At 45.8% G+C, this 16167-nt stretch carries 12 protein-coding genes and 4 pseudogenes; 6 read left to right on the top strand and 10 right to left on the bottom strand.

The features are described 5' to 3' along the window. Positions 1-162: 162 nt before the first annotated feature. From tnpC to RXX31_RS24190, 7 genes and pseudogenes are all read right to left on the bottom strand, one after another. A pseudogene (gene tnpC, locus RXX31_RS24220) lies at positions 163-1536 on the bottom strand (IS66 family transposase); the annotation flags it as partial. Positions 1537-1551: 15 nt separating this feature from the next. Continuing rightward, entirely contained in the window at positions 1552-1728 is a 177-nt protein-coding gene (locus RXX31_RS24215; protein ID WP_317592156.1) for a hypothetical protein, read from the bottom strand. 66 nt (positions 1729-1794) lie between these two features. Further along, positions 1795-2163 carry an IS66 family insertion sequence element accessory protein TnpB gene (gene tnpB, locus RXX31_RS24210; protein WP_317592155.1) on the bottom strand — a complete coding sequence of 123 codons (369 nt, stop codon included), beginning with the start codon at positions 2161-2163 and terminating at the stop codon, positions 1795-1797. Continuing rightward, positions 2163-2471: an IS66 family insertion sequence element accessory protein TnpA gene (tnpA, locus tag RXX31_RS24205; RefSeq protein WP_317592154.1), complete on the bottom strand. Its 309-nt coding sequence runs from the start codon at positions 2469-2471 to the stop codon at positions 2163-2165. Before tnpA ends, tnpB begins: the two co-directional genes overlap by 1 nt. A gap of 46 nt (positions 2472-2517) precedes the next feature. Further along, a pseudogene (locus tag RXX31_RS24200) lies at positions 2518-2763 on the bottom strand (hypothetical protein); the annotation flags it as partial. Positions 2764-2829: 66 nt separating this feature from the next. Next, positions 2830-3141 (bottom strand): GNAT family N-acetyltransferase, encoded by a 312-nt coding sequence (locus tag RXX31_RS24195; RefSeq protein ID WP_317592153.1) that lies wholly within the window; start codon positions 3139-3141, stop codon positions 2830-2832. A gap of 61 nt (positions 3142-3202) precedes the next feature. Further along, on the bottom strand, positions 3203-4636 hold the full coding sequence (locus RXX31_RS24190) for a sugar porter family MFS transporter (protein WP_317592152.1): 1434 nt from the start codon (positions 4634-4636) through the stop codon (positions 3203-3205). A gap of 518 nt (positions 4637-5154) precedes the next feature. Between RXX31_RS24190 and RXX31_RS24185 the strand changes: the two genes are divergently transcribed. After that, positions 5155-6330 carry a Gfo/Idh/MocA family oxidoreductase gene (locus RXX31_RS24185; protein ID WP_317592151.1) on the top strand — a complete coding sequence of 392 codons (1176 nt, stop codon included), beginning with the start codon at positions 5155-5157 and terminating at the stop codon, positions 6328-6330. Between the two features lie 427 nt (positions 6331-6757). On the opposite strand, the pseudogene RXX31_RS24175 reads toward RXX31_RS24185, so the two are convergent. Continuing rightward, positions 6758-7702: pseudogene (locus RXX31_RS24175) on the bottom strand (IS3 family transposase); the annotation flags it as partial. A gap of 40 nt (positions 7703-7742) precedes the next feature. Here RXX31_RS24175 and RXX31_RS24170 point away from each other — a divergent pair. Further along, positions 7743-8783 (top strand): IS110 family transposase, encoded by a 1041-nt coding sequence (locus RXX31_RS24170; protein ID WP_317592150.1) that lies wholly within the window; start codon positions 7743-7745, stop codon positions 8781-8783. Between the two features lie 246 nt (positions 8784-9029). On the opposite strand, the pseudogene RXX31_RS24165 reads toward RXX31_RS24170, so the two are convergent. Continuing rightward, positions 9030-9293, bottom strand: a pseudogene (locus tag RXX31_RS24165) (transposase); the annotation flags it as partial. A gap of 523 nt (positions 9294-9816) precedes the next feature. Here RXX31_RS24165 and iolD point away from each other — a divergent pair. The 4 genes from iolD (at position 9817) to RXX31_RS24145 (ending at position 15843) form a co-directional block, all read left to right on the top strand. Continuing rightward, the gene (gene iolD / locus RXX31_RS24160) at positions 9817-11748 is read left to right on the top strand and encodes a 3D-(3,5/4)-trihydroxycyclohexane-1,2-dione acylhydrolase (decyclizing) (RefSeq protein ID WP_317592149.1); all 1932 of its coding nucleotides are present in this window, start codon (positions 9817-9819) and stop codon (positions 11746-11748) included. Between the two features lie 371 nt (positions 11749-12119). Continuing rightward, positions 12120-14030, top strand: a complete 1911-nt coding sequence (locus RXX31_RS24155) for a bifunctional 5-dehydro-2-deoxygluconokinase/5-dehydro-2-deoxyphosphogluconate aldolase (RefSeq protein ID WP_317592148.1) — start codon at positions 12120-12122, stop codon at positions 14028-14030. A gap of 25 nt (positions 14031-14055) precedes the next feature. Next, a complete protein-coding gene (gene iolE / locus RXX31_RS24150) occupies positions 14056-14946 on the top strand; it encodes a myo-inosose-2 dehydratase (RefSeq protein ID WP_317592147.1) in 891 nt (296 codons plus the stop codon). Positions 14947-15093: 147 nt separating this feature from the next. Continuing rightward, on the top strand, positions 15094-15843 hold the full coding sequence (locus RXX31_RS24145) for a sulfite exporter TauE/SafE family protein (RefSeq protein ID WP_317592146.1): 750 nt from the start codon (positions 15094-15096) through the stop codon (positions 15841-15843). Positions 15844-15977: 134 nt separating this feature from the next. On the opposite strand, the gene RXX31_RS24140 is transcribed toward RXX31_RS24145, so the two are convergent. After that, on the bottom strand, positions 15978-16167 hold a 190-nt coding region (locus RXX31_RS24140; protein ID WP_317592145.1), incomplete at its 5' end, for a hypothetical protein.

Genomic DNA, 16167 nt, shown 5'->3' with positions numbered 1-16167 from the left:
GCTGGCATTCATGCTAATGTGGCTACCGATGTATTGCTGAAGATAAAATGTACAGCAAAGATCAACAGGCCCTAGTAATTTTAGATCTTTTAGCTATTAGAAAACATAGGTCGAATGTAAGCGCTCAATACTCAGCATACCGAACTACATAACCACAACGATCTAGTCTTTAGCCAAGTTCCAAGGCAACAGAGCTTCTATTTGCTCAAGCGTTTCAGCGTATGGTAGCTGAGTCAGGAGGGTATGTAGATAGCTATAAGGTTCCAACCCATTCAACTTAGCGGTTTCAACTAAGCTGTAGCAGACAGCGCTCGCTTTTGCGCCTTGTGAAGTATCGGCGAACAGCCATGCCTTACGGCCAACTACGAACGGACGGATAGCATTTTCAGCCATAATGTTACTGATGCGCAGTTCGTGGTGACCTGCGTAAACTACCAGTTTCGGCCATTGGTTGAGCGTATAGTTGATCGCCTTGTAGGTTAAACTCTCTTTCGGGCACTTGTTGAGATTCTTATCTAAGAACGCCTTCAGCTCATTCAGTAGTGGAACACTGTGATCTTGGCGGTACTCTACGATTTTTTCGGCGGTTATCTGTGGCTGCTTTTCCTTGAGCTCAGCCAGCTGCCGCTCAACACGATAGAGTTTATTGATGGTATTCAGGGCGATATCCGCTTTGCTTACCTTAACGTTTTTGCCTCTCGGCTGAGCTTTCTGCGCATCAACGAACATACGGCGAGCATGATCCATACAGCCAACGTGCGTTAAGCCATATTTCTTACAGGCAGCATTGTACCCCGCATAACCATCGGTTTGCAGGTAGCCATCGAAGCCTTCAAGTAAATCCACGGGAACATCGCCACTACGAGAGGGGTCATAGTGGAACAACACACTTTGCTGAGTGGGCGAACCGCCTAATGAGACCCACATGTACTTTTCAGAGGTGGCCGATTTGCCAGGCTCTTTAAGTACTTGGATACGAGTCTCATCCATCGCTACGATGTTGCCACTGTTTTGGTGCTCTCGTAGCAGATTCACCAGTGGCTGGAACAGCTGAGCGGACTTCATGACGTAGTTCGCAAGCGTAGCCCGAGAGAGCTCACCACCGTAGCGACGAAGCATTTTCTCTATACGATACAGCGGTAAGCCATCAACATATTTTGATGTGATGACATGGGCAATCAGACCTGTGCTACCTAATGAGCCAGGAAGCGGGTGTTTCGGCAGCTGTGCAGCGACCATGGATTGACCATCGTCATTATCGAACACCGCTTTTTCCTGCATGTACTCCAGTACACGGATTTTTGCAGGCACGATATCGAGTTCTTCTTTCACTTTGGCGAAGAAGGTGCTTTTTGCGCCTGTCTTTTGCTCATCGGTCAGATAAAGGAAGATTTGTTCACGAGGTAAATCGCTAGACAGTGGTTTGCGGCCACGAGATTTAGACGCATTGTTCTTGCTTTGGTCTTGATTGTCCTTTTCATGCTGCTCAACTTTCGGGTCAGTACAGAGCTCCGCTTCATCGAACAACAGGAACTGGTCAACATTGGTTTTCTAACTGCTCGGCATGAAGCGTTTGATTTTCAGGTGGCGTACCACCTCTTCTAACACATCGATACGAGCAGACTGAGATTGTAGGCGATCAGATTGGCTTTGGAGCTGTACTTCTTTCTCGGCTAGCAGAGCTTTAAGTCGCTCAATTTCAGCTAAATGATGGGTCGAAGAAGTCACAGTAAAATCGCCTTGAATGCCTTATGGGAACAGGGTTTTTTGTACCAAAAATAGGCGATTAAGTCTCTAAAACAATGACTCGTATTCCAACTTTTTATGCCCTTGCATCAAGGAGATATCGTAGCCATCAAGCAGCCAATTTATTTGCTGACCGGTGAGAGTGACCAACTCATCAGTACGCTTTGGCCATTTGAATTTTTCTTCAGCCAGTGATTTGTAGTACAGCACGAAGCCGTTGTCCTCCCAGAACAGACACTTGATTTTGTTACGCTGTTTATTGGTGAAGACGTAGAGCTCACCACTAAAGGGGTTGTGGCCAAGTTCTAGCTCAACGAGTGCGCTTAAGCCTCGATGTGACTTGCGAAAATCAATCGGGTCACGGTAAAGGTAGACTTTCGGTAGCGTCAATGCGGGTCTTAATGTGGGCAGACGCATTAGCTCATACACTCTATCAGTTTCGCAGCGACATGGGCGTTGCGCTCATCAATGCCTTCAACTTGCGTACCGTTTGGTAGCGTCACTGTGAGCGATGAACTGACATGCTCGGTGACGGTTTCCACTTGTGCTAGGGCGAACTTGGAGGTGACTGACTTGGTCACTGAATTTGTTCGAGTAAATTTGCGCTTCCAATAGCTGAACTGGGATTGGTCTAGGTCGTGGGTTCTGCAGTATTGCGCTTGGGAGAGGTTCGTGGTTTGCCAAGCTTCAAAATGATGCTGCCAAGCTTGCTGTAGAGATGACATATAAGCCTCCATTAGTAATGACGGCTGTCATTATCGGGGCTTGGGTTTAAATGGGAATGATGTCGAGAATTAAGCGCTTACTAACATGCCGTTGAACACCGCAACCTAAAACTGGAGGGAACGCCTCTTCTGCCAGAGCTTCCATCTTCGACAACGCCTCTCCCGATGAGTATCCCGCGGACGTGCTACCGCTAATACTCGCGGATGGATAGAGGTTGTAATGAGGGGGTGGGGTTGGTCCTGATGTCGAAGATTTGGTGATAAGGTTATTAAGACTTATCATTTGGCCGTCGCTGGCTCTAACTTACACATTGTAAACTTCGCTTGTAGCTTTTATCCAAACAACAGCGAATAAAATTTAAGCCCACAACTTTGGTTTAAACTCGAACTCAACATATTTTTTTAACGCCTTTCCAATACCAAGTCCACGAATATCAGGTCTCACATAAATAAACCTGATTGTCCATTCTGCAGTGCTATTTTCTGCTCTGACGATATAGGCCAAACCACATAGCCTGCCTCCAATCAGGTACCCAAGCCAGCGTTCTTTTTCTCCCATTACACAAAAATCATTCACTACAACCTTTACTTCTTCAGGTCTTAAAAAGTCAGCACTGCTGATCAACTCAGCTACGCAGTTGGCATCATCAGCTCTCAGAATTGTAATCATAGCCTCACCTATCATTAAAAAACGGGCCACAGCCCGTTTTATTACTTTAGTTAGTTCCAAATTAAGCCTTGGCTTGCGCTAGAGCTTTATGTTTTCCAAGCTTAGTCGCCATCACCTTCTCCATCTCTTCCAGTTTCACACCCTTGGTTTCCGGTACGTACTTAACTACCAATAGCATGCTAATGATAGATAGACCTGCAAACAACCAGAACGCAAAGCCACCGTGGAACATCTCGTTCAGATACTCATTGTTGTTCAGCATCGGGAAGCCCTGAGCAACCATAAAGCCTGCTATCCACTGTGCCGCTACCGCAATTGACATCGCTCGGGAACGGATTGCATTCGGGAAGATCTCTGAGATCAGCGTCCAGCACACACAACCCCATGAAGTCGCGTAAGAGATAACGTATAGGCACAGAGCAAACAACGCTGTGTAGCCTGTTGCCTGGTTATACATGACAAAACCTACAATCGTCATACTGATCGCACAGCCAAGCGTACCCCAAATCATTAGTGGCAAACGACCCATACGGTCAATCAGGTACATTCCTAAAGCGTTACCGAAGATAAACACCAGACCAATAAACGTTGTCTGGAACAATGCATTTTCTGTGCCGCCCGCTATCGGTTTCAGGATCTCCGGTGAGTAGTACATGATCACGTTGATACCCGTAAACTGTTGCGCTGCTGCAACAAAGGTACCCACGGCTACAATAGAGAACATTAACGGTGAACGCAGACTCACTTTTTTATCTGACTTGCTATTGCTCGCTACCAATGACTTCTGTATTTCTACAATTATTTCCTCTGCATCTGCTTTGCCAGAGATACGAGTCAGTACATCACGCGCTTTATCTACCTGGTCTTTCAGCACCAACCAGCGAGGAGACTCGGGAATGGTAAACAGAAGCACAAAGAACAGCAGTGCTGGGATGGTCTCTGAGCCCAACATCCAGCGCCAACCCATATCCTGCAGCCAGGCCTCCGTCATACCGCGAGCGATCAGGAAGTTGATGTAAAACACCACACACTGACCAACAACGATAGACTGCTGGAACATTGATACCGCACGACCACGGAACGCTGATGGGGCCACCTCTGAGATATACATCGGTGATACCACTGCCGCCAGACCTACCGCCAAACCGCCAACGATGCGCAATAAGGTATAGAAGGTGAAGTCTTGAGCAAGCGCTGAGCCAATCGCAGAGATGGCAAACAGAACTGCAGCTAAAAGTAGGGTGCGGCGACGACCGAAGCGCAATGAACAGGTACCGGCGCTGAACGCACCTACGATACTACCCAATACAACACTGGAAACAGCCCAGCCTTTTTCAGTAGCATCCAGGCCGAAATATTCCTGGATTGGGCCTATCGCACCAGAAATTACTGCGGTATCATAGCCGAACAAAATGCCGCCCAGTGCGGCAACACAACATATTTTTAGTATATAAGCGATATTCGCTTTAGGGTTTAAGGTGGTCTCGTTTGACATTATGTCATCTCCTATCTTGAATCCTTTGTCCGCTGGGGAGGTAGTGACTCCCCAATGGACAATCCTTTCTGCTTGTTGTCATTATGCTATTTCGACGTTAACAATTACGCTTAGCGAAACATAAATTTCATATTTAACTAAACTGATTTTATTTATTTCACTTTGCGATTGCTAATAAGATACTCAATTTTGTTATCCAGATCATAACCTTAGAAATCTTCCATCCTGCCACAAAAGCACAATAAGATACTGATTTAAAACAAATAAAAAACCCTGCAACTCCCATCACGAAAGTGCCTTACCATTTGAAATATAACGCTTTTTATTGTTTGATTTATTTTTTTCAAACCATCAGAAAAAGAGAAATTAATATTTCACTCTGAGTCACTTTGTTTTATAGTGTTTTCATCTAATAGAAATGACGATTTGATGACAAACCACCATACAAGGGACAGCACCCACTCTCCCTAATGGCATTGTTTGCATACTGATTAATTAAAATAGTAGGAGATACCAAAATGTTTAATGAAGAGCGTAGATTTGAACAACCTATCCGTTGGGGCATGGTCGGCGGTGGTCGCGGCAGCCAGATTGGCTACTCACACCGTAATGCTGCGCAACGTGACGGTCTGTTCCAGTTGGTTGCTGGTGCATTTGACCTTGATGCCGAGCGTTGCCGTGACTTCGGAAAAAACATCGGTCTGGATCCAGAGCGTTGTTACCCAAGCTACAAAGAGTTGTTCGCTCAAGAAGCCCAGCGTGAAGACGGAATTCAAGCGGTATCTATTGCTACGCCTAACTCCACCCACTACGAAATCTGTAAAGCGGCACTGGAAGCTGGCCTGCATGTGGTATGTGAAAAACCAATCACCTTCAAAACAGAAGAAGCGGAAGAGTTGAAGGCTATCGCGCAAGAAAAAGGGCGCATCCTAGGCGTGATGTACGGTTACACTGGTTTCCCTATGGTACATCAGGCTCGTGAAATGGTTGAGCGTGGTGACCTAGGTGAGGTGCGCGTGGTAACTATGCAGTTTGCACACGGCTTCCATAACATTGAACATGAGAAGAATAACCCGGGCCTGAAATGGCGCGTAAGTCCTGAGGTATCTGGCCCGACCTATGTTATCGGTGATATCGGTACCCACGCATTCTACCTGTGTGAAATGATGACTGGCCTGAAAGTGGACCGTCTCTCTTGTATGCGCCAGAGCTTTATCGAATCACGTGCACCACTAGAAGATAACGCTCATGTGATGATGGAATTTGAAGGCGGTGCCGTAGGTACTCTATGGGCTTCTGCCGTTAATGCTGGCTCTATGCACCAGCAGAAGATCCGTATCGTCGGTGAAAAAGCGTCTATCGAATGGTGGGATGAGCATCCAAACCAGCTACGTTACGAAGTACAGGGCGAGCCAGCTCAGCTATTAGATCGCGATATGGACTACCTGTACAAAGACGTTGAAGGTGTAGCTGCTAGCCATGTTGGTGGTGGCCACGCAGAAGGTTACTTCGAATCATGGGCGAACCTGTACCATCGCTTTGGCTTGGTGATGGACGCAGTTGAGCGTGACGATATGACTACTGCAGAAAGCATCTGGTATCCGGGTATCGATGCTGGTATCGACGGCGTTCGTCTGTGTGAGAAATGTGTTGAATCCGCCGATAACAAAGCTGCCTGGGTAGATTTTAACTAATAAACTGACACGACAGCGATAAGCTGTCGTGTCAATTTATGTCCGATCTGAGTACATAAGCTCATCTTATGTACTCTTTTTAATTCGCTCTATTTTCTTTAATTGTTGGTGCACAAATGTTGAGCTATAATTAGAAAGTCTGGCTTAGAGGGTGTGATTATGGAGATTAAGGGGTTTACTCGAATAATTAATGAGTTACCGTCTCTAACCGACAATCAAATTCGTCTCATCAGAGATAGAGCGGATAGTATCATCCACAAAGACTCTACGACAAAGTTAATTGATCAGTGCAAATCGTCAGATGAAGTAGCTTGCCCTCACTGCGGCTCTATCAAATTAAACAAGTGGGGAATGTCAGCAGGTTTGCAACGATACCGATGCAAAGAACCTCAATGCCAAAAGACTTTTAATGCTCTAACTGTAGTGGTCAAGTAAAACTGGCCACGGTTTTATAAGGGAACCAGAACTGTCGTTCTGATTCATTTGGTGTTAATCCACCATTATATTGATGTGGACGATGCTGGTTGTAATAGCCAACCAGATAATCCGTTACTGCCTGGTACGCCTCTGTAAAGCATCTATAGCCATTCTTTGGTACCCATTCCGTCTTCAAGCTTCTGAACACTCGCTCCATCGGACTGTTATCCCAACAGTTTCCACGACGACTCATACTCTGAGCGATTCGATATCTCCATAGTAACTGACGATACTTTTTGCTCGTATAGTGGCAACCTTGGTCCGAGTGGAACATGACACCAGACGGCTTTCCTCGGCTCTCATAGGCCATGGTCAACGCCTTGCCAGTCAATGCGCCATCTGGCGAGTTAGACATCGCCCAACCGATGACTTTTCGTGCGAACAAGTCAATAACAACCGCAAGATAAGACCACCTCTGTCCCGTCCAGATGTAGGTCACATCGCCGCACCAGACTTGATTCGGTTCAGTTACCGCGAACTGACGATTTAATCGATTGGGTATATGTGTATGTTCCTGTTGTGTTTTTTTGTACGCATGTTTCGGTAGTTGGCAACTGACTAAGTCTAGTTCTTTCATGAACTTACTCGCTCGATAACGACTCAGTGGAATGCCTCTCGCTGTTACTATATCTGCAATGGTTCTCGCCCCAGCGGAACCATTGCTCAGCTCATAAGCTCGGCGAACTTCGGCACGAACAAGCACACGCTCTGACGACAGAGATTTATCTCTATTTGCCCAATAACGATAGCTACTGCGATGAACCCCGAACACTTCACAAAGCCGTTTCACAGCATAACTCTTCTTGAGTTTCTCGATTATCGAGAACCGTTCAGGGAGTCTGACATCAAGAGAGCCGTAGCCTAATGGGATGGTCTGCTCCTCCCTCTGATATCTATACTCAGCAAGGGAGAGCGCAAAAGCAAGGAGACCGACCATGTCTAGTTCAAATGTGCATATCTACGGTATCGACCTAGGAAAAAACTGGTTTCACATCGCAGCAATGGATCGTCAAGGGCATATTCTCTGGCGAAAAAAGCTTAATCGAAATCAGCTTAAAACCTTTGTGATTAACACTCCACCTGCCATTGTAGCGGTTGAAGCTTGTCCGGGTTCCCAATACTGGGGAAGATTGTTTAATGATGCAGGGTTCTCAGTAAAAATTATTCCCGCTCAGTTTGTTAAGCCGTACTTAAAATCAAACAAGAATGACTTCAATGATGCTGCCGCCATCGCTGAAGCAGGCAGCCGTGGCACTATGCGTTGTGTTTCTCTAAAGACGCACGAACAACTTGCCTTACAAGCGACTCACCGAGTAAGGCAGCGCTTTATTGTCGAGCGCACTGCAACTGTCAACCAAATGCGGGCTTTACTGCTTGAGTACGGAATTACAGTTCCTGTAGGTCGCAAAGTTTTCGAACGTAACTTACCTAGCATCTTAGAGGATGTGGAAAATGGGCTTCCTGACTTTATCCGCGCTTTAGTGTTCCGCTTGCGAGAGCGCTGGCAACATCTTGATGTTCAAATTGACGATATGAGCGAGCAATTACAACAGGCCTCAATTGCATCAGAGAAATGCCAGCTTATATCCAGCGTTCCGGGTATTGGTCCAATTATCGCAACTGGGTTAATTGCAGCGGTTGGCTCCGGCACTCAATTTAAACGAGGCCGAGATATGTCAGCATGGTTAGGCTTAGTTCCCAGACAATACTCCACAGGTGGGAAAAGCAATCTTGGCGGTATAAGTAAAAGAGGTAACGTTTATCTACGCCGACAGGTGATACAAGGGGCTAAAGCATTAAAGATACACATGAAGCGAGACAAATCCGCACTTGGGCAGTGGATAGCCAAGTTAGAGGCGACGCATCATCACCATGTTGTTTTAATTGCCTTGGCTAACAAGATAATGAGAATTTGTTGGAAGGTATTGACCTCAGGTCAGGAGTATCAACTTTATCCAGCTTCGGCTGCGAATTAACATATAACGAATTATATTTGCCATAGATTTTGCGAGAAACAAGCTGATGACAGAAGCGTTGAACCCGCGATGTTCAAGCCTGGCTAAAAAAGCAGTCTTTTATGACTGAGCGCTTTATTAGGACAACAACGTGCGGATCCCATCAAGGCCAGAACACTAGATGGTTCACAAACAGGCCGGATACATTGACGCAAACGTATTCTGACAACGAGCTTTTACTTGCAAAAACGGAGCAGACCATACATTTTTTAGAATTTCCTTTTCTTCTTCAATACGCTTGATTTTCTTTTTAAGGTCGCGAATTTCTCTTTGCTCAGGAGTTAATGGTGATGCATTTGGTGCTTTACCCGCTCTTTCAGCTTTGAGTTGTCTTACCCAGCTTTCTAACGTGGTTCTTCCAATGCCCATTGCTTCGCAGGTTTCTTTGTAAGTCCGCCCCTGGTCAAGCACCAATTGAGCACATTCAAGCTTAAATTCTGGGTTAAAAGTGCGTCTTTCACGCTTAGTCATAATGTCACCTGTTTTAGTATCGAGATGATCATACATCACCTCTTAATCAGGTGGCCAAATTCACTATGCCACTACAGTTTGACCTGGCTCTAACTCATAGGTTTCAAAGCCAACGTAATCCCAGCCGGCATTGGATGGAGTGATTTTCTGGGTGCAACCATTTTTTTTTTGTGGGAGCACTGTATTTAGAAAGCAGTATTGACATAGGAATTCCTCAACAGATCGTGGTGTTTGCTATTTAACTAATATAGCTTAGATTATTTCAATGTTAATAATACCATGAAAAAATTGTTTCATTTTCAATGGCAAATGGAGTGATTAAGTAGTGATTTGTCGTATTGCATCTATCTTCATTTCAACAATCATACAGAGATCACAAAAGTGCCTCACATTTCATAAAAGTATTGAAGTGAAATTAATATTTCATATAGTAACCGCATCAGGTAAAGTGCTGTGCATACAGCGAACAGCTAAGCTTCAAAGGTTAGGCTGAGTTATTTACATAATTTGGAGAAATGTGTTTATGAGCACAATAAGAATGACAACCGCACAAGCGCTAGTAAAATTTATGAACCAGCAATATGTTGAGTTTGATGGCGTTCAACATAAATTTATCCATGGTGTGTTTACAATCTTTGGCCATGGTAATGTGGTTGGCCTAGGTCAAGCACTTGAAGAAGATGCAGGTGATCTGGTTGTTCATCAGGGCTGTAATGAACAAGGAATGGCCCATATCGCTATGGGGTATGCTAAGCAGCTTAAACGTAAAAAAATTTATGCAGTTACGTCATCTGTTGGCCCTGGTGCGGCTAACATGGTTACTGCAGCTGCAACGGCTACGGCCAACCGTATACCGGTGTTGTTCTTGCCAGGAGATGTTTTTGCGACTCGCCAACCAGATCCTGTATTGCAACAGGTGGAGCAATATCATGACGCATCTATAAGTACCAATGATTGCTTTAAGCCAGTGTCGAAGTATTGGGATCGCGTAAACCGCCCTGAGCAACTGATGTCTGCAATGATTAACGCTATGCGAGTGCTGACTGATCCTGCTGATACTGGTGCAGTTACTATTTGTCTGCCTCAGGATGTACAAGGTGAAGCATATGACTTCCCTGAATATTTCTTCCAAAAACGCGTACACCGTATTGAGCGACGCCCAGCAACAGATGAAATGATCGAAGATGCATTGGCACTCATTCGACGTAAGAAAAAACCAATGTTGGTTTGTGGCGGTGGTGTTCGTTACTCTGAAGCACATGAAGTTTTCCGTAAGTTTGCCGAAACGCACTATATTCCGTTTGGCGAGACTCAAGCTGGGAAGAGTGCGATCGTGTATGACCATGAGTTGAACCTCGGAGGGGTAGGTACTACTGGCTGTCTGGCAGCGAACCTGATCGCTAAAGAGGCGGATCTGGTGATTGGCGTCGGTACTCGCTTTACTGACTTTACAACGGCTTCTAAGTCACTGTTCCAGAACCCAGATGTTGAGTTTCTGACTATCAATGTGTCCGAGTTTGATGCTTGTAAGCTTGACGCTACTTCGGTCGTTGCTGATGCCAAAGCCGCTTTAGAAGTCATCGGTGAAACTCTCAAATCTGAAGGGTATGTAAGTGGTTACTTAGATGAAATATACGAGGCCAAGCATGCCTGGACAGAAGAACTTGATCGTCTTTTTAATGTTCGCATAGGGGATGGTTTTATTCCTGAAGTAGATGGTCATTTTGATAATCAACTTGCGGAGTATCGAGAAGCATTAAACACAAATCTGACTCAAACTAGAGTATTGGGGCTACTTGATGAGCAGTTGGAAGATAATGCTATTGTGGTTGGAGCCGCTGGATCTCTGCCGGGTGATCTACAACGCGTGTGGCAACCAAAACAGCCGGATACCTACCATATGGAGTACGGCTATTCTTGTATGGGCTATGAGATCGCCGCCGCTGTGGGAGCAAAGATTGCTAAACCGAACCAACCTGTATATACATTTCTAGGTGATGGTTCTTATATGATGCTGCACTCGGAACTACAGACCTCTATCCAAGAAGGAACCAAGATAAACGTTGTTTTACTTGATAACGCAGCTTTTGGTTGTATCAATAACTTACAGATGAGCCAGGGAATGGGCAGCTATGGTACCGAAAACCGCTTTCGTGATCCTGAATCAGGGCAACTGTCAGGGGCTCTCGTACCAGTAGATTTTGCAAAAAATGCAGAAAGCTACGGTTGTAAGGCATATAGAGTACATACGGAAGAAGAACTTATTACTGCTATTGCTGATGCTAAGAAACAAACGGTATCAACACTAATTGACATTAAAGTCTTGCCAAAGACTATGACTAATGGGTATGAAGCTTGGTGGCGTTGCGGTACTGCTCAGGTAGCAAAGAAGCCCGAGATAGAGCTTGCAGCTGCTGATATCAAGCGAGTGTTGAAGATGGCTCGTCAATATTAAAGCCAGATAATTTTCTGTCGTAACTATAATAATAAAAGCTCACTTCCTATTTTACCACCTTGGATCAAGCCGTCCAAGGTGGCTTTTTTTAGTTTATTAGTGTCCTGAAATGACACTGAGGTACTTGTTTACCATATAGATTGGAATTTTCAATCCCACTAATCATTTGAAATAAAAAGTCCAATCAGATCACACAATGAAATAAATTTCGTTTCTTTTCTTGAAAGCGAAATAAATATTTCATATAAATAAAGTATTGAAATAATCAATACAAAAGCAGTTGTCTGATGGCTGCGAGTTGAGTCTTAATCACTTTCTGATAGTAAGTAAAGAGGGTGAAGGTTGTAGCCCGATCTCGTGAGGAGCGAGTTGTGAATATTGAGAAAAAGTTAGACGTCATTTGTATGGGGCGCATCGCGGTAGACCTGTATGGTCAGCAGGTTGGTGCGCGCCTGGAAGACATGGGTTCTTTCAACAAGTACCTGGGCGGTTCTTCCGGTAACGTCGCATACGGCACATCGGTACAGGGCCTGAAGTCTTCTATGTTGGCACGGGTTGGTGATGAGCACATGGGCCGCTTCCTGCGTGAAGAACTTGAACGTGTTGGTTGTGACACCAGTAACCTAATTACCGATAAAGAACGCCTGACCGGCCTAGTTATCCTAGGTATCAAAGATGAAGACACCTTCCCGCTGATCTTCTACCGTGAGAACTGTGCGGACATGGCAATTAGCAAGGATGACTTCACTGAAGAATACATCGCTTCCGCACGTTGTTTGGCCATTACTGGTACACACCTTTCTCACCCACAAACCCGCGAAGCGGTATTGACTGCACTTAAGTATGCACGTCGTAACGGTGTGAAGACAGCTCTGGACATCGACTACCGTCCTGTTCTGTGGGGTCTGACCTCCCTGGGTGACGGTGAAACCCGCTTTATCGAGTCAGACAAAGTAACTGAGCAACTGAAAGAAGTTTTGGGTCTGTTTGACGTTATTGTTGGTACTGAAGAAGAGTTCCATATTTGTGGCGGTTCAACTGACACTGTTGAAGCACTGAAAGCGGTACGTGAAGTGTCTGACGCTGAACTTGTATGTAAGCGTGGTGCACTGGGTTGTTCAGTCTTCAGTGAAGCGATTCCTGCGGATCTGGACGGCGGTGTAACCGTATATGGCGTGCGTGTTGATGTGCTGAACGTACTTGGCGCAGGTGATGCCTTTATGTCCGGCTTGCTACGTGGTTACCTGAACGGTGAAGGCTGGGAAAAAGCGTGTGCTTACGCTAACGCTTGTGGCGCCTTAGTAGTATCTCGTCACGGTTGTGCACCGGCAATGCCAACGAAGCTTGAGCTGGATAACTACATCGCTCGAGCAGCGGATGTAAAACGTCCAGACCTAGATACCGAGCTTAATCACCTGCACCGTGTTACTACTCGTAAGGCACCGGAGTGGAACGAGCTATGTGTGATGGCGTTTGACCACCGCATACAATTTGTTGATATGGCGCGTAATGTTGGAGCTGAAGTGAGCCGTATCAAGCCACTCAAGAAACTTATCATTGAAGCAAGCCGTCAGGTAGCGAAACAAGCTGACTTGGAAGGTAAAGCAGGCCTGTTATGTGACAGCACTTTCGGCCAGGATGTTCTGAACGATGTTACCGGTGATGGTTGGTGGATTGGCCGCCCGATTGAACTGCCTGGTTCACGTCCGCTGAAGATGGAGCACGGAAACATTGGCTCACAACTGATTGATTGGCCTCTGGAACACATCGTTAAATGTCTAGTGTTCTTCAACCCTGAAGACGACATCCAGATCCGCCTAGAGCAAGAGCGTCAGGTACGTGAAGTATATGAAGCGTGCTGCAAGTCTGGCCATGAACTACTATTGGAAGTGATTCTGCCGGCTGAAGTAGAAAAAGATGACGATCTGTACCTACGTGCCGTGAAACGTTTCTACAACCTAGGTATTAAACCAGACTGGTGGAAACTACCTCCTCTGGCAGCAACAAGCTGGGATGCGTTGACTGAATTGGTTGATGAGCGTGACCCACACTGCCGTGGTGTTGTTATTCTGGGTCTGGATGCACCACAAGAAGAATTACAACAAGGTTTCGCACAGACTGCGAACAAAGAAATCGTAAAAGGTTTTGCTGTTGGCCGTACCCTGTTTGGTGAACCATCCCGCCAATGGTTGGCTAACCAGATAGATGACGAAACCCTTATTAATAACATTAAATCCAACTACCACAACTTAATCACGCTATGGCGTCAACGCGGCGAATAATAGTGAAACAATAGGAGATACAATAATGAGTGTTCAACTTGGTATTAACCCACTCACCTGGACCAATGATGACCTGCCTACCCTAGGTGCAGAAACCCCGTTGGAAACCTGTCTTTCTGAAGGTAAGCAAGCTGGCTTTGTTGGTTTTGAGCTGGGTAACAAGTTCCCGCGTGAAGCTGCGGTACTAGGTCCTATCCTTGCGGACCACGAGCTGAAGCTGGTGTCAGGCTGGTATTCATTGGAGCTACTGACTCGTAGCGTTGAAGAAGAGATCGAAGCAGTGCAAAGCCACCTGACTCTACTGCGTGAACTAGGCTCTACAGTTATGGTTGTATGTGAAGTAACCAACTGCATTCACGGTGCTCAGGATACTCCTGTGCATTTACGTCCTAAGTTCCCGGTAGAGCAGTGGGAAGAGTATGGTAAGAAGCTGACTGAGTTTGCCAAATACACAGAAAGTCAGGGCGTGAAGATCGCATACCACCACCATATGGGTACAGTGATCGAAACGGCTGAAGATGTTGATAACCTAATGAAGCACACAGGTCCAGAAGTTGGCCTGCTGTTAGACACCGGCCACCTGACGTTTGCGGGTGCGGATCCTGTAGCGGTGGCAGAGCGCTGGGCTGACCGTATCAACCATGTGCACTGTAAAGATGTGCGTAAAGATGTTCTGGCAGACGTGAAAAACCGCAAACTAAGCTTCCTGGACTCTGTGCTTGAAGGTGTTTACACAGTACCGGGTGATGGTTGTGTGGACTACCCGTCGGTATTTAAGATCCTGAAGAAGGCGAACTACAGCGGTTGGCTGGTGGTTGAAGCAGAACAGGATCCTGCAGTTGCGAACCCTCTGAAATACGCAACTATGGGCTACAACAATCTAGAAGCATTGGCAAAAGAAGCAGGTCTTCTTTAACCAATAACCAGCAGGGTATGTCTTTTTTTGACTTTGTTTTTTGAACGGCAAATAAGAGTGACAGTTCCTGAAAAAAAGCGCCCGTAACGGGCGCTTTTTTTTAAGTCGGAATGCCTGAAAGGCTTTTTTTGTTATGCGAGACTGAATATGTTGATTTCAGATCCCTGGTTTTATCTTACCGCCATCCCTGCGGTGCTTATTTTTGGTATCGGTAAAGGTGGCCTAGGTGGCGCGCTGGGTGTGATTGCTGTACCTTTGGTATCGCTGAGTGTCACTCCAACCCAGGCGGCGGCAATCCTGTTGCCGATCTTGTGTGTGATGGATCTGTTTGCTGTCAAGCAGCACAGGTCAAGTGCGGACCGTGTGTTGTTATTAAGGATGCTTCCGGGGGCTGCACTGGGTGTGGTAGTTGCCAGTTGTTTTATGTCATCAGTATCTGAAAGTGTGTTGCGTATTGTTGTTGGCGCTCTCTGTCTGCTGTTTTGTCTGCAGTACATACTGGGTAACCAGGGAAAACAAAAGCCAGCAGGGCGGATTTCAGCCTGGTTTTGGAGCGGCCTGAGCGGCTTTTCCAGTACCACTATTCACGCAGGGGGCGGACCTGCCAGTATTTACCTGCTGCCGCTGCAACTGGAAAAAGTAACACTGATAGCTACTATGGCGGTCTTTTTTGCCTCGGTGAATGCTATGAAGCTGGTACCGTTCTACCTGATGGGGCAGTTTGATGCCTCTAACCTGTTGACTGCATTGGTGTTAATGCCGTTGGCTCCGGTAGGAGTAAAGCTGGGAGTGTGGATGTTGCACCATGTTAGTCAGACGGTCATCTACAACTTGTGTTACTTGTTCTTGTTTATTTCAGGCGCCAAGTTATTGGCTGACGGTGTGTTAACAGTTTGAATTAACCTAAGCAAGATCATTTAGCGGCTTGCAATTGTTTTCTCAATAGCAATCGTTACTCAATACTCGTCAATCTATGGTTATTCTGGCCTGTCCCCGTTTCGTTAGTTAACTTATTTAAACCAACCAAGTCTTTAAAGCAGAGTGAGATCATTCTGCTTTCTAATTTCAACCACAGTAACCCCCAGACTACATAGAGGTCTTAAATCAGCCATCATCGCTATGGCGTGTTGATCTTTCGTGAGTGTTTTTTGAACAGCATGGTAAAGAGTTATAATTTGCTTCGCCAAAAGTAAAACCATAACCAATACCATGCCAAGAACA

The organism is Vibrio sp. EA2 (assembly GCF_033042495.1).
Lineage (GTDB): Bacteria > Pseudomonadota > Gammaproteobacteria > Enterobacterales > Vibrionaceae > Vibrio.
Note: the sequence above shows the minus strand (reverse complement) of the source record. Positions and strands in the feature narration are given on the sequence as shown.

Coding starts and splice junctions, on each gene's coding strand:
- RXX31_RS24145 (WP_317592146.1), top strand. CDS start 15,094: ATGTTGATTTCAGATCCCTGGTTTTATCTTACCGCCATCCCTGCGGTG.
- RXX31_RS24185 (WP_317592151.1), top strand. CDS start 5,155: ATGTTTAATGAAGAGCGTAGATTTGAACAACCTATCCGTTGGGGCATG.
- RXX31_RS24195 (WP_317592153.1), bottom strand. CDS start 3,141: ATGATTACAATTCTGAGAGCTGATGATGCCAACTGCGTAGCTGAGTTG.
- RXX31_RS24170 (WP_317592150.1), top strand. CDS start 7,743: ATGTCTAGTTCAAATGTGCATATCTACGGTATCGACCTAGGAAAAAAC.
- iolD (WP_317592149.1), top strand. CDS start 9,817: ATGAGCACAATAAGAATGACAACCGCACAAGCGCTAGTAAAATTTATG.
- RXX31_RS24190 (WP_317592152.1), bottom strand. CDS start 4,636: ATGTCAAACGAGACCACCTTAAACCCTAAAGCGAATATCGCTTATATA.
- iolE (WP_317592147.1), top strand. CDS start 14,056: ATGAGTGTTCAACTTGGTATTAACCCACTCACCTGGACCAATGATGAC.
- tnpA (WP_317592154.1), bottom strand. CDS start 2,471: ATGTCATCTCTACAGCAAGCTTGGCAGCATCATTTTGAAGCTTGGCAA.
- tnpB (WP_317592155.1), bottom strand. CDS start 2,163: ATGCGTCTGCCCACATTAAGACCCGCATTGACGCTACCGAAAGTCTAC.